Annotated in this window: 21 protein-coding genes and 4 tRNA genes; 11 read left to right on the top strand and 14 right to left on the bottom strand. The window is 75.5% G+C overall.

The annotated features are described in order from the left end of the window. Positions 1-4: 4 nt before the first annotated feature. The 8 genes from IEV86_RS01555 to IEV86_RS01520 form a co-directional block, all read right to left on the bottom strand. Positions 5-1,180: a PrsW family intramembrane metalloprotease gene (locus IEV86_RS01555; protein ID WP_052425795.1), complete on the bottom strand. Its 1,176-nt coding sequence runs from the start codon at positions 1,178-1,180 to the stop codon at positions 5-7. After that, positions 1,177-1,848, bottom strand: coding sequence for a hypothetical protein (locus IEV86_RS01550; RefSeq protein ID WP_043602463.1), 672 nt, complete (start codon positions 1,846-1,848; stop codon positions 1,177-1,179). The genes IEV86_RS01555 and IEV86_RS01550 overlap by 4 nt, the downstream gene beginning before the upstream one ends. Beyond that, on the bottom strand, positions 1,845-3,041 hold the full coding sequence (locus tag IEV86_RS01545) for a glycosyltransferase family 4 protein (RefSeq protein WP_043602345.1): 1,197 nt from the start codon (positions 3,039-3,041) through the stop codon (positions 1,845-1,847). The genes IEV86_RS01550 and IEV86_RS01545 overlap by 4 nt, the downstream gene beginning before the upstream one ends. Beyond that, the gene (locus tag IEV86_RS01540; protein ID WP_052425796.1) at positions 3,038-4,069 is read right to left on the bottom strand and encodes a phosphatidylinositol mannoside acyltransferase; all 1,032 of its coding nucleotides are present in this window, start codon (positions 4,067-4,069) and stop codon (positions 3,038-3,040) included. The genes IEV86_RS01545 and IEV86_RS01540 overlap by 4 nt, the downstream gene beginning before the upstream one ends. Continuing rightward, complete coding sequence (gene pgsA, locus IEV86_RS01535) at positions 4,066-4,692, bottom strand: phosphatidylinositol phosphate synthase (protein ID WP_043602347.1); 627 nt, start codon at positions 4,690-4,692, stop codon at positions 4,066-4,068. Before pgsA ends, IEV86_RS01540 begins: the two co-directional genes overlap by 4 nt. Further along, positions 4,689-5,309, bottom strand: coding sequence for an HIT family protein (locus IEV86_RS01530; protein ID WP_438501587.1), 621 nt, complete (start codon positions 5,307-5,309; stop codon positions 4,689-4,691). Before IEV86_RS01530 ends, pgsA begins: the two co-directional genes overlap by 4 nt. Before the next feature lie 2 nt (positions 5,310-5,311). Further along, on the bottom strand, positions 5,312-7,324 hold the full coding sequence (gene thrS / locus IEV86_RS01525; RefSeq protein WP_043602349.1) for a threonine--tRNA ligase: 2,013 nt from the start codon (positions 7,322-7,324) through the stop codon (positions 5,312-5,314). 303 nt (positions 7,325-7,627) lie between these two features. Further along, a tRNA-Val gene (locus IEV86_RS01520) sits at positions 7,628-7,699 on the bottom strand. Positions 7,700-7,876: 177 nt separating this feature from the next. Here IEV86_RS01520 and IEV86_RS01515 point away from each other — a divergent pair. Then, positions 7,877-8,230 carry an SsgA family sporulation/cell division regulator gene (locus tag IEV86_RS01515; protein WP_229734484.1) on the top strand — a complete coding sequence of 118 codons (354 nt, stop codon included), beginning with the start codon at positions 7,877-7,879 and terminating at the stop codon, positions 8,228-8,230. An 88-nt stretch (positions 8,231-8,318) separates the two neighbouring features. On the opposite strand, the gene IEV86_RS01510 is transcribed toward IEV86_RS01515, so the two are convergent. Beyond that, positions 8,319-9,188, bottom strand: coding sequence for an aminotransferase class IV (locus IEV86_RS01510; RefSeq protein WP_043602351.1), 870 nt, complete (start codon positions 9,186-9,188; stop codon positions 8,319-8,321). Beyond that, entirely contained in the window at positions 9,185-10,399 is a 1,215-nt protein-coding gene (locus tag IEV86_RS01505; protein ID WP_229734431.1) for a chorismate-binding protein, read from the bottom strand. Before IEV86_RS01505 ends, IEV86_RS01510 begins: the two co-directional genes overlap by 4 nt. A gap of 230 nt (positions 10,400-10,629) precedes the next feature. Between IEV86_RS01505 and IEV86_RS01500 the strand changes: the two genes are divergently transcribed. The 3 genes from IEV86_RS01500 (at position 10,630) to IEV86_RS01490 (ending at position 10,912) form a co-directional block, all read left to right on the top strand. Continuing rightward, a tRNA-Gly gene (locus tag IEV86_RS01500) sits at positions 10,630-10,702 on the top strand. 52 nt (positions 10,703-10,754) lie between these two features. Continuing rightward, positions 10,755-10,825: transfer RNA gene (locus tag IEV86_RS01495), tRNA-Cys, on the top strand. Positions 10,826-10,837: 12 nt separating this feature from the next. Next, positions 10,838-10,912: transfer RNA gene (locus IEV86_RS01490), tRNA-Val, on the top strand. Positions 10,913-10,984: 72 nt separating this feature from the next. Here IEV86_RS01490 and IEV86_RS01485 read toward each other — a convergent pair. Continuing rightward, entirely contained in the window at positions 10,985-11,176 is a 192-nt protein-coding gene (locus IEV86_RS01485; RefSeq protein WP_043602353.1) for a hypothetical protein, read from the bottom strand. Positions 11,177-11,315: 139 nt separating this feature from the next. Between IEV86_RS01485 and IEV86_RS01480 the strand changes: the two genes are divergently transcribed. From IEV86_RS01480 to IEV86_RS01470, 3 genes are all read left to right on the top strand, one after another. Continuing rightward, positions 11,316-11,723, top strand: coding sequence for a VOC family protein (locus IEV86_RS01480; RefSeq protein WP_043602355.1), 408 nt, complete (start codon positions 11,316-11,318; stop codon positions 11,721-11,723). 94 nt (positions 11,724-11,817) lie between these two features. Next, positions 11,818-12,183: an HNH endonuclease gene (locus IEV86_RS01475; RefSeq protein WP_043602357.1), complete on the top strand. Its 366-nt coding sequence runs from the start codon at positions 11,818-11,820 to the stop codon at positions 12,181-12,183. Between the two features lie 148 nt (positions 12,184-12,331). Next, the gene (locus tag IEV86_RS01470; protein ID WP_152605527.1) at positions 12,332-13,042 is read left to right on the top strand and encodes a hypothetical protein; all 711 of its coding nucleotides are present in this window, start codon (positions 12,332-12,334) and stop codon (positions 13,040-13,042) included. Between the two features lie 48 nt (positions 13,043-13,090). Here IEV86_RS01470 and IEV86_RS01465 read toward each other — a convergent pair whose 3' ends face one another. Next, the gene (locus IEV86_RS01465; RefSeq protein WP_188484521.1) at positions 13,091-13,585 is read right to left on the bottom strand and encodes a hypothetical protein; all 495 of its coding nucleotides are present in this window, start codon (positions 13,583-13,585) and stop codon (positions 13,091-13,093) included. 203 nt (positions 13,586-13,788) lie between these two features. On the opposite strand from IEV86_RS01465, the gene IEV86_RS01460 reads away from it, so the two are divergent. From IEV86_RS01460 to IEV86_RS01450, 3 genes are all read left to right on the top strand, one after another. Next, a complete protein-coding gene (locus tag IEV86_RS01460) occupies positions 13,789-13,998 on the top strand; it encodes a hypothetical protein (RefSeq protein ID WP_043602359.1) in 210 nt (69 codons plus the stop codon). A gap of 82 nt (positions 13,999-14,080) precedes the next feature. After that, on the top strand, positions 14,081-15,730 hold the full coding sequence (locus IEV86_RS01455) for a RecQ family ATP-dependent DNA helicase (RefSeq protein ID WP_229734430.1): 1,650 nt from the start codon (positions 14,081-14,083) through the stop codon (positions 15,728-15,730). Positions 15,731-15,807: 77 nt separating this feature from the next. Further along, positions 15,808-16,551, top strand: a complete 744-nt coding sequence (locus IEV86_RS01450; RefSeq protein WP_043602473.1) for an MBL fold metallo-hydrolase — start codon at positions 15,808-15,810, stop codon at positions 16,549-16,551. Between the two features lie 88 nt (positions 16,552-16,639). Here the strand turns inward: IEV86_RS01450 and IEV86_RS01445 are convergent, their stop codons facing one another. Then, positions 16,640-16,816, bottom strand: coding sequence for a CsbD family protein (locus tag IEV86_RS01445; RefSeq protein WP_043602362.1), 177 nt, complete (start codon positions 16,814-16,816; stop codon positions 16,640-16,642). 117 nt (positions 16,817-16,933) lie between these two features. Next, positions 16,934-18,235, bottom strand: a complete 1,302-nt coding sequence (locus tag IEV86_RS18155) for a UbiA family prenyltransferase (protein ID WP_081978430.1) — start codon at positions 18,233-18,235, stop codon at positions 16,934-16,936. 53 nt (positions 18,236-18,288) lie between these two features. On the opposite strand from IEV86_RS18155, the gene IEV86_RS01435 reads away from it, so the two are divergent. Then, positions 18,289-19,353, top strand: coding sequence for a type III polyketide synthase (locus IEV86_RS01435; protein ID WP_043602364.1), 1,065 nt, complete (start codon positions 18,289-18,291; stop codon positions 19,351-19,353). Positions 19,354-19,357 lie beyond the last annotated feature (4 nt).

The raw sequence follows: 19,357 nt of genomic DNA, 5'->3' as shown, positions 1-19,357 counted from the left end.
CGGGCTAGCGCAGGCCGACGAGCTCGCGGCGCAGCCGTGACAGCTCGACCAGCAGCGCCGCCTCGTCCTGCCGGGCCACCCACAGCCGGTCACGGCCGGTCGCGGCACGCTGCCGCTGGTGCGCGAGGCGGGACGCGGCCGTCTGGAAGGCCCGCATCGCCCGCCGGCCCGACGGCCCGCCGCTGCGCGCGGCCCAGCGCCGCGCGGTGCGCCGCAGCCGCAGGGACGCCAGCATCTGGACCTCGTGCGGCGCGAACCACCCCGCCGCGGCGTACTCGGCGAGGCGCGTGCGGACGACGACCGCCTCCCGGTGCCGCAGCCACACGACCAGCGCGACCGTGCCGAGGAACAGCGGGACCTGCACGACGACGTAGAGCACGAGGAAGCCCATGCCGTCGCCGAGGCTCGCGCTGCCGTTCCAGAGCCCGTGCAGCAGCATCGCGACGACGAGGCCGAGCGGGAAGGCGCCCACCCACGCCGCACGCCCGCGGCGCACCGAGAGGCCGAGGGCGAGGCCGACGGCCGCGGTGAACAGCACGTGGGCGAACGGCGACATCACGGCGCGCAGCACGAACACGACCGCCACGCCGCCGTCGTCGCCGAGGACGGCCGCCTCACCGACCGCCTGCCCGAAGTAGAGGACGTTCTCGACGAACGCGAAGCCCGCCGCGACCGTCGCCGCGTAGACCACGCCGTCGACCGGCCCGTCGACGTAGCGCCGCCACACGAGGAACAGGACGAGGACGCCGATCCCCTTGATGCCCTCCTCCACGACGGGCGCGACGAAGGTCGCGGTCCAGGCCCCGGCCCGCAGCTCGTCCACCCCGGCAGCGAGCAGCACCGTCTGCGCGGTCGTGTTCGCGACGAGCGCGACGAGGACCGACACCGAAGCACCCCAGCCGAACGCCACGCCGAGCGCCTGCCAGGGCTCCGGCTCCCACCGGTCGACCCACAGCACCGCGGCGAGCACACCGACGAGCGGGACGAGCGCGAGCGCGACCGCGGCCGGGAACGCGGGCGGTCCGACGAGCATGCCGACCAACCCGACGGCCCCGAGCCCGAAGACACCGAGCAGGACGACGACGACGACCGCCCCCGCGCCCGGGCGCACGCGGGGCGGGACGAGCGGCGCAAGCACCGACGACGGCACGGGTGTCGTCGGTCCTCCGGGCAGGCTCATGCGGCGTGCCCCGGACGCGGGAGGCCGTCGGGCCAGCCGTCGTCGATCTCGACCGTGCGCGGCATCGGTGCGTGCCCGTGCAGGCGGAGGAGACGCACCAGCGCGGTGCGCCGCATGCGCTGCGTCTGGGCGACCGCCTCGTTGTGGAACCGGCGCGCGAGCTCGACCCGGTACCAGGCCGCGGCGAGCGCCTCGAGCAGCTCCGCACCCAGCGGCTCCTCCGAGATCGCCACGACCTCGGAGGGGTCGTCCAGGGCCGTCCGGAGCGTGCGGGACAGCTCGCTCTCCGCGGACTCGCGCTCCGCCGCGCCGGCGGGTGCGCGGGACGCCTCGCCGGGCGCCGGCGCGTCCGCGTCGGGACCGACGCGCCGGGCCTCCGCTGCGAGGTCGGGCACCAGGGCGATCAGGTCCGAGGCCCCGTGCCCGCCGACGGCCAGGGCCGACCACGCGGCGTCGGCGACGAGCACCGAGCTCACCGGGTCGAGCACGCCGGTCGCGGCGATCTCCGCCGCCACGGACGCCCGCCGCACGAGCTGGTTCTCGAGCGCCGAGCGCGACGCCCCGACCTTCCGGTGCAGCCGGTCCAGCCGCGTCGCCGCGACCCAGACCGACCACACGAGCACGAGCACGACGACGAGCGCGACGAACGCGACCTCCGACCACGTCACGACGCACCCCGCAGGCCGGTCCACAGCGAGCGGACGGAGCGCGGGTCCTCGGCGACGGCGCCGTCGGCCGCGGCGAGCACCATCTCGTACACCGTGAGCACCTGCTGGGTCACGGTCGACCAGTCGTACCGACGCACGACGCGCGACGCGTTCTCGGTGACCTCGCGGCGCAGCGCGGCGTCGCCGAGCACGCGCACGAGCGTCGCGGCGAGGTCGGCCGGGTCACCCCTGCGGAAGAGGACACCGGCTCGCCCCTCGTCGAGCACGCGGCGGAACGCACCGAGGTCGCTCGCGACGACCGCCGCGCCGGCGCTCATCGCCTCGACGAGCACGATGCCGAAGCTCTCGCCGCCGGTCTGCGGCGCGACGTAGGCGTCGACCGAGCCGAGCAGCGACGCCTTCTCCTCGTCTGAGATCCCGCCCAGGAACTCGACCGAGCGGGCGTGCTCGCCGAGCGTCTCGCGCGCCTCGGCCTCGCCCGCCTCGCCGCGGCCCGCGACGAGGAACCGCGCGCCCGGGAACGTCTCGAGCACCTGCGGGATCGCCGCCGTCAGGACCGGCAGGCCCTTGCGCGGCTCGTCGAGCCTGCCCAGGAACGCGATCGTGGGCGCGTCGGGCGTGCCCGTCCACCGGGCGTCCGGCCGCGCACGCACGAACTCGTCGACGTACACCCCGTTCGGGATGACGACGGCGTCGCCGCCCATGTGCTCGACCAGCGTGCGGCGAGCGTCCTCGGAGACGGCGATGCGCGCCGAGATCTTCTCGAGGCTCGACCGCACCACGGGGTACGCCATCTGGAGCGCCCGCGAGCGGATCAGCGCGGTGTGGAAGGTGGCGACGACGGGGCCCTGCGCGATCCACAGCGCGAGCATCCCGAGGCTCGGCGTCACCGGCTCGTGCAGGTGCAGGACGTCGAACTGCCCGTTCGTGACCCAGCGTCGCACGCGCGCCGCGCTCAGCGGCCCGAAGGTCATGCGCGCGACCGCCCCGTTGTAGCGGACGGGGACGGCCCGGCCCGCGGGCGTCATGTTGTCCGGCACGGGCGTGTCGTCGTCCGCGGGCGCGAGGACCGAGACGGTGTGGCCCTGGCCCTCGAGCGCGCGCGCGAGGTCCCGCACGTGGAACTGCACCCCGCCGGGCACGTCGAAGGAGTAGGGGCACACGAGGCCGATGCGCAGCGGCCGGTCGCTCATGGCGCCACCTCGTCCGTGACGCCGCCGGGGTGGCCACCCGAGGCGCCGGTGCCCTGCTCGCGACCACCACGGGCCGCGGTGTCGTCGGCGGCCACCACCGCGGCGTACCGCTCGGGGTCGAGGTCGGCGACGAAGACGCGCTGCAGCATGTGCCAGTGGGTCGGGTCACGGGAGATCTCGGCGCCGAGGACGTCCACCCAGCCCTGTGTCAGCGCCGCGACGCGCTCCGCGCGGGGCGTCCCGGGGTCCACCTCGACGGGCAGGAACCGGATGACGATCCCCCAGCGCGCCCGGGCCGCGCGCCGACGCGCTCCCCGCAGCCGCTCGTGCTGGATCGACGTCGCCATGAGCGGCGCGCCCGTCGTGACGGCGAGCGCGGCAGGACCCGCGGCGACGCGCGCACGCTCGCCGAGCAGGTCGACCTCGACGCCGGAGGCCGTGAGGTCCCGGTCGGCGAGGAGGGGGACGACGACCCCGCCCGCCCGGACGGTCCGGACCAGCTCCCGGAACACCTCGCCGCCGCGGTCGAGCGGGAGGATGCGCAGGCCGATGCCCTCGCGCAGCGCCAGGAACTCGTCGAAGACCTCGGCCGGCTCGAGGCGCTCCGCGACGGTGGTCACGGGCCCGAGCGCCCGCGTCGCCCACGCACCCGCGAGGTCCCAGTTCCCCTGGTGCGCGAGCGCGAGCACGACCGACCCGCCCTCGGCGAGCACGGCACGGACGGCGTCGTCGCCCTCGACCCGCACGCGGGCCTCGACCCGCTCCCACGCGAGTCCGGGGAGCGTGAACGCCTCGGCGTAGTACCGCATGTACGTGCGCATGCCCTGCCGCGCGAGGCGTCGCAGCTCGCGCGGTGACGCCTCGGGCCGGGCGCGGTGCAGGTTCTGCTCGAGGCGCCGCACACCGCTCCCTCGCAGCAGCGTCGCGGCCTCGGCCCCGACGGCGAGCGCCGCCCGGACCACCGGCTCCGGCAGGCGACCCGCGAGGCGCCACGCGGACACGAAGAGGCGCGAGCCGTCGACCGTCATGCCGCACCGCCGTCCGGGGTCGCCGCCAGCGCCTGCCGGCGCACGACCGCCATGCGCTGCACGACCGTCACGAGGGACGCCAGGGCGAGGAGCCCCAGGACCACCGTGAGCAGGACCGCGGGCGCACCGAGCCCGACGACGAAGGTGGAGAGCAGCACGGCGAGCAGGCGGTCGGCGCGCTCGGCGATCCCGACGTCGGCGCGCATGCCGAGCCCCTCGGCGCGGGCCCGCGCGTACGGGACGATCGAGCCCAGGACCAGCGCGGCCAGGGCGAGCGCGGCACCGACCTGGTCGTCCCCGCGGCTCGCGAGGTAGACCACGAGCCCCGCGAAGATCGCGCCGTCGCCGAACCGGTCGAGGGTCGAGTCGAGGAACGCACCCCAGGGACTCACGCGCCCGGACCGGCGGGCCATCGTGCCGTCGAGCAGGTCGGTGAGCGCGAACACCGTGATGACCAGGGGCCCGGCCACGAGGTGGCCGAGCGGGAGCAGCACCAGCGCCGCGACGACGACGCCGACCGTGCCGGCGACCGTGACGGCGTCCGGGTGGACCCCCGAGCGCAGGAGCGCGTCGGCCACGGGGTCGACGACGCGAGCCACGACGGAGCGGAGCCTTCTCATCACCTGCCGGTCAGCCCTTCCGGTCCGTGGGCGTCGATGGGCCAGGCGTCGGCGAGGCGGCGGCGCGTGTCGGCCAGGAGCTCGGGCATGGCCTTGGTGCGGCCGACGATCGGCAGGAAGTTGCTGTCGCCCGCCCACCGGGGCACGACGTGCTGGTGGAGGTGCGCGGCGATGCCGGCCCCTGCGACCGCACCCTGGTTCATGCCCAGGTTGAAGCCCTGCGGCCCCATGACGGCGCGGAGCACCTGCATCGTCGTCCGGGTGAGGTCCGCGACCTCGACCGTCTCGGCGTGCGTGAGCTCGGTGTAGTCCGCGACGTGCCGGAAGGGCACGACCATCGCGTGGCCGGAGTTGTACGGGTAGAGGTTGAGCACCACGAAGGCGTACGTCCCGCGCGCGACGACGAGCGCCTCGGCGTCGTCGGACGATGCGCCGGCGCGGCAGAACGGGCACGCGCCCGACCCGTCGTCGGCCGGCTTGTCCTGGCCCCCGATGTACGCCATGCGGTGCGGCGTCCAGAGCCTCCCGAACCCGTCGGGGACGCCCGCGAGGTCGCCGGCCGGCACGGTCGTCGGGACGCCGGCCGCGCCGGTGACGTCGGCGGTCGGGTCCTCGGGCACGGTCACACCTGGGCCCGCGTCCGGACCGCCTCCACGATCCGGCGGACGGCCTCGTCCACGGGCACGCCGTTGTCCTGCCGCCCGTCGCGATACCGGAACGACACGGCGTCCGCCGCGACGTCCTCCCCCCCGGCGATGAGCACGAACGGGACCTTCTGCGTGCTCGCGGTGCGGATCTTCTTGCCGAACCGGTCGTCGGACAGGTCGACCTCGGCCCGCACGCCCTCGGCGCGCAGACGGTCGACCACCGCGAGCAGGTGGTCGTTGAACGGTTCGGCGACGGGCACCGCGAGGACCTGCACCGGTGCGAGCCACGCGGGGAAGGCCCCCGCGTAGTGCTCGGTCAGCACGGCGAAGAACCGCTCGATCGAGCCGAACAGCGCGCGGTGGATCATGACGGGACGCTGCCGCGAGCCGTCGGGCGCGGTGTACTCGAGGTCGAACAGCTCGGGCAGGTTGAAGTCGAGCTGGATCGTCGACATCTGCCACGTCCGCCCGATCGCGTCCTTGGCCTGGACCGAGATCTTGGGCCCGTAGAACGCGGCACCCCCCGGGTCGGGCACGAGGTCCAGCCCGGACGCCGTGGCGACCTCCTCGAGCGTGCGGGTCGCCTCCTCCCACACCTCGTCGGCACCGACCGACTTCTCGGGGTTCCGGGTGGACAGCTCGAGGTAGAAGTCGGTCAGGCCGTAGTCCTTCAGCAGCTCGAGGACGAAGGTCAGCAGGCTCGCGAGCTCGTCGCGCATCTGCTCGCGGGTGCAGTAGATGTGCGCGTCGTCCTGCGTGAAGCCGCGCGCCCGGGTCATGCCGTGCACGACGCCGGACTTCTCGTACCGGTACACGGTCCCGAACTCGAACAGGCGCAGCGGCAGCTCACGGTACGAGCGACCGCGGGACCGGTACACGAGGTTGTGCATCGGGCAGTTCATCGGCTTGAGGTAGTAGTCCTGCCCCGCCCTGCGGACCGTCCCGTCGGCGTCACGCTCCTCGTCGAGGTGCATCGGGGGGTACATGCCCTCCGCGTACCACGACAGGTGCTGCGAGATCTCGTACAGGCGCGCCTTGGTGATGTGCGGGGTGTTGACGAACGAGTACCCGGCCTCGACGTGCCGCCGACGCGAGTAGTCCTCCATCTCCATGCGCACGATCCCGCCGCGGGGGTGGAAGACGGCGAGCCCGGAGCCGATCTCCTCGGGGAACGAGAACAGGTCGAGCTCGTTGCCGAGCCGACGGTGGTCGCGCCGCTCCGCCTCCGCGAGCCGCTCGAGGTGCGCCTTGAGCTCGTCCTTGCTCGGCCACGCGGTGCCGTACACACGCTGCAGCTGCGGGTTCTTCTCGCTGCCGCGCCAGTAGGCGGCGGCCGAGCGCATGAGCTGGAAGCCGTTGCCGATGAGCCTGGTGCTGGGCAGGTGCGGCCCGCGGCACAGGTCCTGCCAGACGACCTGCTCCGACTCGCGGCCGGCGCCGCGCACGTTCTGGTAGATCGAGAGCCCTCCGAGGCCCACCTCGACCGAGGCGCCCTCCGCGGCCTCGTCGGCCGTTCCCTTGAGCCCGATGAGCTCGAGCTTGTACGGCTCGTCGGCGAGCTCGCGCCGCGCTTCCTCCTCGGTGACCTCCCAGCGACGGAAGGTCTGGCCCTCGCGCACGATGCGCTGCATGACCTTCTCGACCGCCTTGAGGTCCTCGGGCGTGAACGGCGTCTCGACGTCGAAGTCGTAGTAGAAGCCGTCGGTGATCGGCGGGCCGATCCCGAGCCGGGCCGAGGGGTTGATCTCCTGGACCGCCTGCGCGAGCACGTGCGCGGCGGAATGACGCAGCACCGCGAGGCCGTCGGGCGAGTCGATCGTGACGGGTTCGACGACGGCGCCGTCCGGCAGCGTCGCGGTCAGGTCCCGCAGCTCTCCGTCGACCCGGACGACGACGACGTCGCGGCGGTCCGCGAACAGGTCGCCACCGGTCGTCCCCTCCGGGACGGTCCGCTCGACGCCCTCGGCTGACAGGGTGATCTCTGGCACGGACTCTCCTCGGTTGGACGGGCCCGACGATGCTACCGGCGCGTCGGCCGCCGACCGCCGCCCTCGACCCCCACGGGGTGGCGCCACGGACGATCGTCCCGGATGGCGGGCGGAGCGGGTGAAGAATCGACTCCCCGCGCGTTGCGCCGGACGGGTGATCCCGTCACCACGGATCGTGGCGACCGCGGGCGAACGGCTAGCGTCTGCACGTCGATGAGCAGCGCGGACGTCCTCGCGCTGAGGGGCCGGGACGGGCCCCGTGCGGGTGACCCCCGCACGGGGGATCCCCTGGTCAAGATCGGGTGGGCGATACTGGGTTCGAACCAGTGACCTCCTCGGTGTGAACGAGGCGCTCTACCACTGAGCCAATCGCCCTCGCACCGCGGTCAGCCCGAGGCGCGACGACGATGCTAGCGAATGAGAGCCAGATTTCCGAACCTGGCGCAGGAGTCGGTCGAGGGGGGACGATGAGGCTGGTCACCGGACGGAGCCGAGATGCGGAGAGGGGTGACGATGTCCGAGCGAGCGAGCACAGCCTCTGAGGTCGTGCCCATGCACCTGGTCCTGCCGGACGCGAGCGTCCTGCCCATCAGCGCCGAGCTTTCCTTCGACGCGGCGGACCCGTACACGGTCCGCATCGTCTTCACGGGGACCCACTCCACGTCGACCTGGCTCATCGGTCGCGAGCTCCTCGCGCACGGGCTGCTCGCCGACACGGGCTCCCCTGCCGGCACGGGCGACGTGCGCATCTGGCGCGACGAGGACCCGTCCTACCTGCTCGCCGGACCGGCGGAGCCGTTCGTCCGGTTCGTCGACGCGACGGTCGCGCTGGTGCCCTTCGGTCAGGAGAGCGACCAGATGGAGGACGAGATCTCCCGCCTGATCGTCACGCTCCTCGACGCCTGAGACGCACGACGACGCCCCTCCGCCCCGACGGGCGGAGGGGCGTTCTCGTACCCGACCTCGCGCTCGCCGTCGTCGGACGGCGCGTCGCTCACGGGTCGACGTCGGCCGCGGCCCGCACCGCGTACAGCGCGGCGACGCGCGCCGTGAGCGGGCCCACCTCGACGGGCTCGCCGTCGAGCGCGACGACCGGCACGAACGTCCTGACCGAGCCCGACAGCGCCAGCGTCGCCCCGCCACGGACGACATCGTCGAGCACCGACCACGCGAGCTCGCCGGGCGCCGCCTCACGCACCGGGAGCCCCTCGGCGGCCGACCACTCGAGCACGAGCTCGCGCGTGATGCCCGCGAGGCAGCCGCTCGACAGGGGCGGCGTGAGGAGCTCGCCGCCGCGCTCGACGAACACGTTGCTGCCGGTGCCCTCGCACAGCTCGCCGACGGTGTTCGCCAGGAGCGCCTCGTCGGCTCCCGCCGCCGTCGCGCGCGCGAGCGCGACGACGTTCTCGGCGTACGACGTGGTCTTGAGCCCCGCGACGGCGGACCGCTCGTTGCGCGTCCACGGGACGCGGACCACCCGTGCCGGGTGCGGTGGTCCGGCCGGTCCCGCGGCGACGACCACCGTCTGCCGTGACGACGTGCGGGCGGACCCGAGCGGACCGGGTCCGGCGGTCACAGTGATGCGCAGCCGTCCGGGGTCCGGGGTCGCGGCGAGCACCTCCGCGACCCCGCGGCGCACGAGGTCCTCGTCCGGGTCGCCGAGCCCGAGGCCCCGCGCCGAGCGGCGCAGCCGCGCGAGGTGACGCGTCAGGGCGAACGGCTGCCCCGCCTCGAACCCGCACGTCTCGAAGACCCCGTCGCCCACCGTGAGGCCGTGGTCGACCGCGTCGAGGGCCGGGGCGCCCGCGGGCACCAGCCGGCCGTCGACCCAGACCACGACCCCGTCGGCCTCCGCACCGCTCACGTCGTGCTCCTCTCCTCGGACCTGGTCCTCACCGTGCCACTGCCGTCACCGCCGTCGCCTGCGTCGCCCGCAGGACGCCCGTCCGCGGTCGCGAGCCCCACGAGCCGTCGCGCCTTGAGCTCGGTCTCGGCCCACTCGGCGTCGGGGTCGCTCCCCCACGTGATCCCCGCGCCGGTCCCGAAGTGGAGCACCCCGCCCCGCTCGGGCGTCCACCAGAACGTGCGGATCCCGACCGCGAGCCGCGCGCGGCCCGCATCGGCGTCGAGCCACCCGACGGCGCCGCAGTAGGGCCCGCGGGGAACGGGCTCGAGCTCGCGGATCAGGCGCAGCGCCGAGCTCTTGGGCGCGCCCGACACCGACGCGGGCGGATACGTCGCCCCCAGGAGCGCCGACCAGCCCGTGCCCGGGAGCAGGCGCCCGCGGACCGTGGTCACGAGGTGCACTAGTCCCGGGTGCCGCTCCAGACCGAGCAGGTCGGTCACCTCGACCGTCCCCGGCCGGCAGACCTGCTGCAGGTCGTTGCGCACCATGTCGGCGATCATGACGTTCTCGGCCCGGTCCTTGTCGAGCAGCCCCTCCGGCGTGGCCGCGGTGCCCTTGATCGGCCCGGAGGACACCCACCCGTCCCGGACGTCGAGGAAGAGCTCGGGCGAGGCGCTCACGACCCAGACCGGCTCCGAGCCGCAGCCCGCCGGGACGTGGACGAACCCCTCGTACGGCGCCGGGTTCGCGCTCCGCAGACGCCGGGCGAGCGCTGCGGCGTCGGGCTCGGGGCCGCCCCGGGCCTGGTCCGCCTGCGCGAGCGGCGCCTCGAGCACCCGGCAGAGGTTCACCTGGTAGACGTCGCCCTCGTGGACCGCGCGCCGGACCGCCTCGACCCCGCGGCGGTAGGCGACCGCGTCCAGGCTCGTGCGCCACGCCGACGCGTCCGGCCCGTGCCACGCGTCGCCGGTGCCGTCGCCGGTGCCGGCGTCGTCGGCGTCGTCGTCCCGCTCCGGTCCCGCGTCGCCCGCTCGCCGGACGTCGGCGAAGCGCCAGGCGCGGACGGGTCCGTCGAACTCCCCGACCACGGCCCAGAAGCCCTCGGTCACCCGGTCGCCGTCGCGCTCGAGGTCGACGCAGTCGACGACGTCGCGGGCGACCAGGTCGCCGAACCGGGCCCGACCCGCACCCGTCACCCGCTCGGGGCGTGGGTCTGCGGTCCGGGGCACGCGGTCACGCTAGCGCCCGACGACGGCGCAGCCGCGTGCTCGACGAACGTCGTCCGGCTGCACGGGGACTGCGCCGGCGCAGGGCCACGGCACAGTCGGACGACGCGCGGGAGGGCCGTGCCCGGCCGCGCCCCGAGGGCCGTCGGCACCCTCGATTTGGACGATCGCGCCAGGGGTGCGTTAGAGTCTGGGACGCCGCACAGAGCCGGGGAAGATCCGGACGGTGCAGCGCGGACGTGGCTCAGTTGGTAGAGCATCACCTTGCCAAGGTGAGGGTCGCGGGTTCGAATCCCGTCGTCCGCTCGGAGGCGACATACCCGTGCCGGGGTGACCTGGGCGAGGCATGAGAGCCTGCGGTGGAGTGGCCGAGTGGCTAGGCAGCGGCCTGCAAAGCCGTCTACACGGGTTCGAATCCCGTCTCCACCTCGCACACACCACGGGCGATTGGCGCAGCGGTAGCGCGCTTCCCTGACACGGAAGAGGTCACTGGTTCGATCCCAGTATCGCCCACCAGAACGAGGCCGCCCCGGACGACCGGGGCGGCCTTCGTCGTCCTCGGCACGTGGTCACGCCCCGGCCGGTGCGTCACCCGTCGCCGTCACCACCGCCGTGCCCAGCCGGGTCGGGCCGGGACCGTGCGACGTCGGCGACCTCCTCCTCGGGCCTCGGCGGCACGGTCTCGTCCGCCTCGAGCACGGGGACGTCGTCGTGCACGTCGTGCCCACCGGTGGCCGTCGGGCCGTCCGGGTCGACCCGGCTCTCGTCGCTCTCGATCATGTCGTCCTCCCCTGTCGGTGACCACCGTCCCACGCCGCGCGTCGCACGTCTCGCGGTCAGCCGCGGTCGCGGGACGGGCGGCGGCACGGACGCCGTCCTACCGTCGAGGCGTCCACCTCGCACCCCGCCGGGAGCCAGCATGAGCCCGTACCCCGAGATCCGCTCCGTCGTCCTCGACGCGACCGACCCGCGTCGTCTCGCGGAGTTCTACCGCGAGATGTTCGGCCTGCGGTACCGGGCAGGCGACGAGCCGCCCTCCGACGGGGCGCCCGACGACGCGGACTGGCTCGTGCTGCGGGGCGCAGGCGTCGCCCTCGCCTTCCAGCGCGTCGACGATCTGCCCGAGCCGACGTGGCCCGACCCGGGCGTGCCGCAGCAGCTCCACCTCGACACGACCGTGCCCGACCTCGACGAGCTCGAGCGGCAGCACACGCGCGCCCTCGCGCTCGGCGCGCGCCTCCTGCTCGACCGCACGGACGACCCCGACGAGCCGCTCCACGTCTACGCCGACCCCGCGGGGCACCCGTTCTGCGTGTTCGTCGCCTGAGCGCGTCGCACGAGCGGGCGGTGAGCACGTGGTGGGACGTGACGGACGTGGTGAGCACGGCACGAGCACGGCACGAGCACGGCATGGGCACGGTGTGAGCGGCGACGTCGGACGGGTCGAGCGGCTCGCCGCGGCGGTGCGCGCGCAGGAGGGTCGGTGCGTGTGGTGCGGACGCGCGTTCGGCGCGCTCGTCCCCGCCACGACCGACCACCTCGTGCCGCGCACGAAGGGCGGCCCGTCCTGGCCCGAGAACGAGGTCGCCGCCTGCCGGCGGTGCAACGCCGAACGCGGCCACACGTCGCCGGCCGACTGGGCGGACGAGTGCGCACGCCGCGGTTGGCCCGTCGACCTCGAGCTCGTCCGGACCGCGCTCGAGCGCCTCGAGGAGGCGGTCGAGCGCCGTGGCGGCGCACGTCGGGCGCGGCCCTACCTGCGTGGGCAGCTGCGGCGCGTGCGCTGACCGGGCGAGCGGGGCGGTCGGGCACGGACGGCGAGGCCGCCCGGCGACGTGCCGCGCCGGTCTCCGCGGGCCGCGGTCCGGCCGTTGCCAGACCGGGGTGGCTGACGGACACTCGGAGGACACAGCCGTCCCAGGCGAGGTGAGCCCCGTGCGCCAGGTCCCCGACGTCCTCCCCGTCCTCTCCCCCGGCCGGCACCGCCGGCCGAAGGACGGTGCGTGCTTCATGGAGTGGGCGAGCCTCCTGGCGGGCGAGCGGTGGAGCGACCGACCGGCCTGCACCCACCGCCTCCTCGCCCACCTCGCCCGGCTCGTCAACGACACGGTCGACGACGACGCGCGGGCCGGCCTGGTGCGCCTCGTGCCGGACGTCGTCGGCCTGGTCGGCGACGACCCGCGCTGGGACTACGAGATCGCGTCGCTCGCCGCGGCGCGGGCGCTCCCGGTGGCGTCCCGCGAGGAGGCGCGCGTGCTCGCGGTGGGCCTCATGACGAGCGAGCGGCTCATCGCGGTCCACGAGGGCCGCCCCGCCGACGACCTGCGGCCCCGCGCCCGCGCGGCGCTCGACGAGGTCCCCGGCGAGGCCGGGTGGGCACGGCGCTTCACCGCGGGCCTCGTGAGCGTGCGGTCGCGCAACCACCCCGGCGAGCTCGTCGTCGAGCACGCGGTCGAGGCGCTCGCGGCCGCTCCCGACGGCGCCGCGCGGCTCGTGCGGCTCCTCACGGAGGAGGTCGCGCTGTGCCGGTCGCTCCGTGGCGGACGGACGACGCACGACGTGCCGTCGTCGTCGGTCACCACACCGCCCGCGGGTCCGACGGCCCCGTCGTCACCGGGCGCGCGCCTGTCCGCCCAGCGGTCCTGAACCCTGCCGACAGCGATGCGGTGCACCCGGGGGCCGACCGCGGCGTCCTCAGTGGTGCGCCGGAATGCAGCAGGCCGACGCGTCCGTGGTGACGCCGGCAGCCTGGCCTGCGGCACCCGTGCCGGGAGCAGCGGTCCCCGGCTCACCGGCGGCGCTGCCCGCGTCGTCGTCGGCGTCGCGCGACCGCTCGATGCGCACGGGAGCCAGCTCGTCGGGCAGCGACGCCACCCCGGGCCCACCTGAACCGAGCCAGCGCGCGAGGGCCTCGCTGCGCTCCGGGCCGGCGAGCTGCTCGAACCAGACCGGTCGGCCGCCGCACCGACGGCCGTGCGGGCTCGGCCGCACGACGACGACGTCCCCGCGCTCGCACTCGTCGAGGCACTCGACCAGCGCGAGCCGCGCGAGCCCGGCCTCCTCGATGGCGCGCAGCCGGGCCATCTGGCCGCCCGGTGCGTCGCCGTCCCCGAGGGTCTCCCCGGAGCACAGGCTGCACGCGGTCAGCGCCGGCGTGGTCGCGGCGGGAACCGGATCGGTCGTGGACACCGCAGGACGGTACCCGACGCGGCAGGGAGGCCCTCCCGGTCGGCCCGGTCCCTGTCGACCCCGCCTGCCCCGGCTTCGCAGGGTTCGCACCGCTCGGCGCTGCGCGTCGGACGACCGCCCGCGACGTCCGCCCGACGACACGGTGTTGCGGCCGTGGCCCCGGTGGGCGACAGTTGCCGCGAACCGCCGACCGAGGAGGACCTGTGGACGCCCGTGAGCCCGCGTGGGACGAGCCCGCCGTCGACCGACCAGCGGCGTCGGGGGTCCTGCTCGCGGTGCTGTGCATCGCCCTCATGATCGGCGGCTTCGTCGCGCTGATGGTCGGCTTCGACGTCGAGTCGGGGCTCCTGTACGCCGCCGGGATCGTCCTGTGGGGTCTCGCCTTCCTCATCCCGATGTCGCGCCGGTCCTGACCCCAGGGCCGACCGACCCGAGGCATCCGGGCGACCGGGCCCTCGCCGTGCGCCGGTACCCACGCCGGGATACAACCTCCGGGTGACCCGAGCCGGTACCCGCCCCACCCCCGCCGCCGCAGTCGGCGTGCCGCCCACCCTCGACGAGGCCGTCGCGCGCGTCCTCGGCGAAGGCGGCCGACTCCGCGAGGCGCAGCGCGACGCGCTGTCCGGCCTGCGTGCCCACGACACGCTCCTCGTCGCCCGGACGGGTGCGGGGAAGACGGCCGTGTACGCCATCGCGACCATGATGTCGGGACGCCCGACGGTCGTGGTCTCGCCGCTGCTCGCGCTCCAGCGGGACCAGGTCACCTCCCTCGCCGAGGCGGGCCTCCGTGCGGAGGCGGTGAGCTCGGCCGTCCCGGCGCGCGCGCGGCGCGCCGCCCTCGAGGACGCTGCCCGCGGCCAGGTCGAGGTCCTGCTGCTCGCTCCCGAGCAGCTCGCGCGCGACGACGTCGTCGAGGCGCTCGCGGGTGCCGGCGTCGGGCTCCTCGTGGTCGACGAGGCGCACTGCGTCACGGAGTGGGGACACGACTTCCGGCCGGACTACCTCCACCTCGCGGGCGCGGCCGAGCGCATGGGCTCGCCCCGCGTCCTCGCCCTGACCGCGACGGCATCCCCCCACGTGCGGCAGGAGGTCGTCGAGCGGCTGGGGATGCGCTCACCGCGTGTCCTCGTCCACGACACCGACCGGCCCAACATCTGGCTCGGCGCACGCACGACGGCCGGGGCACCCGAACGTGACGCGGCCGTCGTCGAGTCCGCCGTCGCGACGTCGGGTGCGGGCATCGTGTACGCACGGACGAGGGCGCACGTGGAGGAGCTGGCGGCGCTGCTCGCGGACGCCGGCCGCCCCGCCCTCGGGTACCACGGCGGGATGAGCGGCCGTGAACGGAGCCGCGTCGAGGAGGCCTTCCTCACGGGCGAGGCCGAGCTGGTCGTCGCCACGAGCGCGTTCGGGATGGGCGTCGACCGCGCCGACGTCCGGTTCGTCGTGCACGCCGGCCCGCCGCCGTCCCTCGACGCGTACTACCAGGAGGTCGGACGCGCGGGACGTGACGGCGAGGACGCTCTCGCGGTGCTCGTCCACCACCCCGACGACGTCGGTCCCAACCACTACCTCCGCGCCGGTGGCGCACCGAGGCGGGCGACCCTCCAGGCGGTCCTCGGAGCCGTCGAGCAGGGGCCCGGTACGCGTGCCGACGTGGCGGGGCGCTCGGGCCTCGGCGCACGCACGGTCGCGCGAGCCCTCGCGGCGCTCGCGGCCGTCGGCGGCGTCGAGGAGCGCGCCGGGACGTGGCGGAGGCTCGGGGGCGGCTCGGTGGCCGAGGTGGTCCGTGCCGTCCGGGAGCGCGCCGACGACGCAGCCGCGCTCGACCGATCGCGCGTCGAGCTGGTCCGCACCTACGCGGAGACGACCGACTGCCGGCGTCGCGTGCTGCTCGAGCTGCTGGGCGAGGACCACCCCCAGGCATGCGGCCGCTGCGACAGCTGCGACGCCGGGACGAGCGTCGACGTGACGGACGCACCGTTCCGCCCCGGGCAGGCCGTCGAGCACGTCGAGTGGGGCTCCGGGACGGTGTCCGTCGTCGAGCAGGGGCGGGTGACGGTGCTGTTCGAGTCCCGGGGCTACGTCACGCTTGACGCGGACCTCGTGGTGGACAGCGGCGTGCTCGCCGCGGCCGACGGCTGACGCGCCCGCGGGTCACGCCGGCCCTACCGTGGGCCCAGGGGACCCCCGCCCCGTCCGACCGAGCCATGGGAGTGCCGATGCTCACGACCGAGGTGGCCGACCGGGTGTTCCGGCTCGAGCACGCGTACGTGAACTGCTACGTCGTGGTCGACGGCGAGGACGTCCTGCTCGTCGACGCGGGACTGCCCGCGACCTGGCCCCTCATGGGCTGGGCGCTGCGCGAGCTCGGCCGCCGGCCGGAGGACGTCGTCGGCCTCGTCCTCACGCACGCGCACTTCGACCACACCGGGTTCGCGGCACGTCTTCAGGAGCGGCTCGACGTCCCGGTCTGGGCCCACGAGGACGACCACTACATCGCCGCGCACCCGTACCGGTACGCGCACGAGAACATGCGCGGCCAGTACCCGTTCCGGCACCCCTCGGCCCTGCGCATCCTGGGGGCCATGGCCCGCGCGGGGGCGCTGCGCGTGCGCGGGGTGCACGGCCTGCGTGCGCTCGTCCCGGGTGAGGTCCTCGCGGCGCCGGGAGCACCCGTGGTCGTGTTCTCGCCCGGGCACACCGCGGGCCACTGCGCTCTGCACCTGCCCGACCGCGACGTCCTGATCAGCGGGGACGCGCTCGTCACGCTCGACCCGTACACGGGCGTCGAGGGCCCGCAGATCATCGCGGGTGCCGCGACCGCCGACAGCGCCCAGGCTCTCGCGTCGCTCGACGCCCTGGCGGCGACCGGCGCGACGACTGTCCTGCCCGGGCACGGCGAGCCGTGGCTGGGTGGTGTCGTCCAGGCGGTCACCGAGGCGCGCGCCGTCGGCGCGCACTGAGTCCCGGACCGGGCGAGCACCCCGGGGCCGACGCGGCGAGGGCCGGACCACCGCGTGGTCCGGCCCTCGCCGCTGCTCGGCGGGTGCGTCAGTCGCGGCGGAAGGCGTCCTTGACCTTCTCGCCGGCCTGCTTGAGGCTCGCCTCCGTCTGGTCGGCGTGGCCCTCGGCCTGCAGGTCACGGTCGCCCGTCGCCTCGCCGATGCCCTCCTTGGCCTTGCCGCCCCACTCCTCGGCGGTGTTCCGCACCTTGTCGTCCGTACCCATGTCGGCCTCCTCGTGGTCGGTTCCCTCGACGCTACGACGGACGGCGCCGACGCGCAGGTCGAGGCGGATCGTGGAGGTCGTGCCACGGGCCTCACGGCCGGTCGCACCGTTCGGTGCTCATGCGGTGAGCGCCAGCAGCGCGTCGCCCTCCGCCAGGTGCCCGGCGTGCGCGAGCGCCCGCGCGAGGCCCGGGAGAGTCGTGATCAGGTGCCCCGCGCCCACGACGACGGGCTCGGCCGCGCCCTCGGGCCAGAGCTCGGCCCAGTAGCACTCGAGCTCGGCGTCGTAGCCCCACCGCGAACCCGCGGACCACCCGGCCCGCGTGACCTCGCGGTCGAACGCCGTGCGCGGGACCGGCCCCCGGGGCGGCGCCACCGCCGCCGACGCCACCGCCTCCGACGCCACCGCGGCGCGGGACCCCTCGACGCGCGCGAGGGTGGAGTCACGCGCCCCGGGTGCCGTGACACCGGACGCGCTGAACGTGGACGGGCCGGACATGACGCCATCCTCCGACCGACCACCGACACGACCCGCGGGGCCCAGCCCACCCCCGACCACGAGCGCGACGACGCACAGCACCGCGACGCCCATCGCGACGGCGAACGGCGCCCGGCTGCGCGGGACGGTGACCGCGACCACGCCCGCTCCCGCAGCCAGCAGGGTGGCCGCGACCGCCGCCGCCGCGCCAGCGGGGGTCGGCGGACCGGGCGGGGCGAGCGTCGCGACGACGACGGCGACCGCGAGCACGAGCGGTGCCAGCACGCTCGTCGTCCGTCGCCCCAGGCGGTGGGGCAGCCCACGGACCCCTGTCGCGGCGTCGTCCTCCAGGTCGGGGAGCACGTTCGCCAGGTGCGCCCCGACGCCCAGGAGCGCACCCACGGCCACGAGCCACGCCCGTGCCGTGGCGCCGGTGACCGCGAGGACCAGGAAGACGGGGAGCAGTCCGAACGAGACGGCGTACGGCAACCACGAGGACGCCGTGCTCTTGAGCCGCGCGTTGTAGGCCCACGCCGAGGCGACGGCGACGAGGTGGACGGCGCCTGCCGCGACCCCGCACAGGAGCGACAGCGCCCCGCAGAGCACGAGTGCGGCGACCGCGGCCCGGCGTAGGTCGCGTGCGCCCACGAGACCACGCACCACGGGCTTGTCCCGGCGTCCGACCGCCGCGTCGCGTGCGGCGTCCAGCCAGTCGTTGGACCAGCCGATCGAGAGCTGACCGGCGAGGACCGCGGCTGCGGCGAGCCACGCGCGCGCCCCCCCACCGACGGCGACCGCGAGGGCCGCGGAGAGCACGGTGACCACGACGGTCGGTCCGGGGTGCGACGCACCCGCGAGCGCACCGGCGACGGCCCACCGCGACGGCGGGGTCCCGCGCGCGGGACCCGCGCGGCCCGGCGCTGCACCTCCGACGGCTCCCACGCGGCGAACCTACCGATCGCGCCGCGAACCGGACACCGTGGCACGATGCGGCAATGTCACGTGTCGTGTCGGTCGCGCGCGCCCTGCCGGGCCCCGCGCTCCCCCAGGCCGAGATCACGGCGACGATCGCGCCGCTCGTCGCGCCCGACCCGCGCTCCCGCGCTCTGCTGGAGAAGGTGCACGCGAGCAGCGGCGTCACGACGCGGCACCTCGCCCTCCCGCTCGACCGCTACCCCGCGCTGACCGACTTCGGTGCGGCCAACGACCGCTTCCGCGAGATCGGGACCGACCTCGCGGTGCGTGCGGTCCGCGACGCGCTCGACCTGGCCGGGCTCGCGCCGGCCGACGTCGACCACCTGCTCCTGACGTCGGTCACGGGGGTCACCGCGCCGTCGGTCGACGCGCTCGTCGCGGCGCGGGTCGGCCTGCGCCCCGACGTCCGCCGCACGCCGTCCTTCGGGCTCGGCTGCGCCGGCGGTGCGGCGGGCCTCGCGCGCGTCCACGACTACCTCGTCGGTCACCCCGCCGACGTCGCGCTCCTCGTGTGCGTCGAGCTGTGCTCGCTCACGCTCCAGCACGGGGACTCGTCGGCCGCCAACCTCGTCGCGAGCGGCCTGTTCGGCGACGGGGCGGCGGCCGCCGTCATGGTCGGCGTGGACCACCCGGCCGCGACCGGCCCGCACGTCGTCGGCGCCGCGAGCCGTCTCTACCCGGGGACCGAGGACGTCCTCGGGTGGGAGGTGGGCGCGAGCGGCTTCCGGATCGTGCTCTCCGCGGGGCTGCCCGACCTGGTCGAGACCCACGTCGCCGCCGACGTCGAGGGCCTCCTCGCAGCGCACGACCTCAAGGTCGAGGACGTCGAGGCGTGGGTCGTGCACGCCGGCGGGCCGCGCATCCTCGACGCCGTCCAGGGCGCGCTGCGGCTCCCCGCGACCGCTCTCGACCGCAGCCGTACGTCCCTCGCGGAGGTCGGCAACCTGTCGTCGGCGTCCGTCCTCGACGTCCTCGCGCGCGTCCTGGCGCAGCCGCCCGGCCCCGGCTCACCCGGGCTCGTCCTCGCGTTCGGTCCGGGCGTCAGCTCCGAGGCCGTCCTCCTGCGCTGGCCGGACGAGGGCTGACGCC

The sequence above is a fragment of the Cellulomonas carbonis genome (assembly GCF_014636275.1).
GTDB lineage: Bacteria > Actinomycetota > Actinomycetes > Actinomycetales > Cellulomonadaceae > Actinotalea > Actinotalea carbonis.
This window is presented reverse-complemented; position numbering and strand designations above follow the sequence as displayed.

Excerpts from the sequence above, each read along its gene's own strand:
- IEV86_RS01545 (WP_043602345.1), bottom strand. The coding sequence starts at position 3,041 with ATGAGCGACCGGCCGCTGCGCATCGGCCTCGTGTGCCCCTACTCCTTC.
- IEV86_RS01540 (WP_052425796.1), bottom strand. The coding sequence starts at position 4,069 with ATGACGGTCGACGGCTCGCGCCTCTTCGTGTCCGCGTGGCGCCTCGCG.
- IEV86_RS01450 (WP_043602473.1), top strand. The coding sequence starts at position 15,808 with ATGCTCACGACCGAGGTGGCCGACCGGGTGTTCCGGCTCGAGCACGCG.
- IEV86_RS01485 (WP_043602353.1), bottom strand. The coding sequence starts at position 11,176 with ATGATCGAGAGCGACGAGAGCCGGGTCGACCCGGACGGCCCGACGGCC.
- IEV86_RS01555 (WP_052425795.1), bottom strand. The coding sequence starts at position 1,180 with ATGAGCCTGCCCGGAGGACCGACGACACCCGTGCCGTCGTCGGTGCTT.
- IEV86_RS01480 (WP_043602355.1), top strand. The coding sequence starts at position 11,316 with ATGAGCCCGTACCCCGAGATCCGCTCCGTCGTCCTCGACGCGACCGAC.
- IEV86_RS01445 (WP_043602362.1), bottom strand. The coding sequence starts at position 16,816 with ATGGGTACGGACGACAAGGTGCGGAACACCGCCGAGGAGTGGGGCGGC.
- IEV86_RS01515 (WP_229734484.1), top strand. The coding sequence starts at position 7,877 with ATGCACCTGGTCCTGCCGGACGCGAGCGTCCTGCCCATCAGCGCCGAG.
- IEV86_RS01435 (WP_043602364.1), top strand. The coding sequence starts at position 18,289 with ATGTCACGTGTCGTGTCGGTCGCGCGCGCCCTGCCGGGCCCCGCGCTC.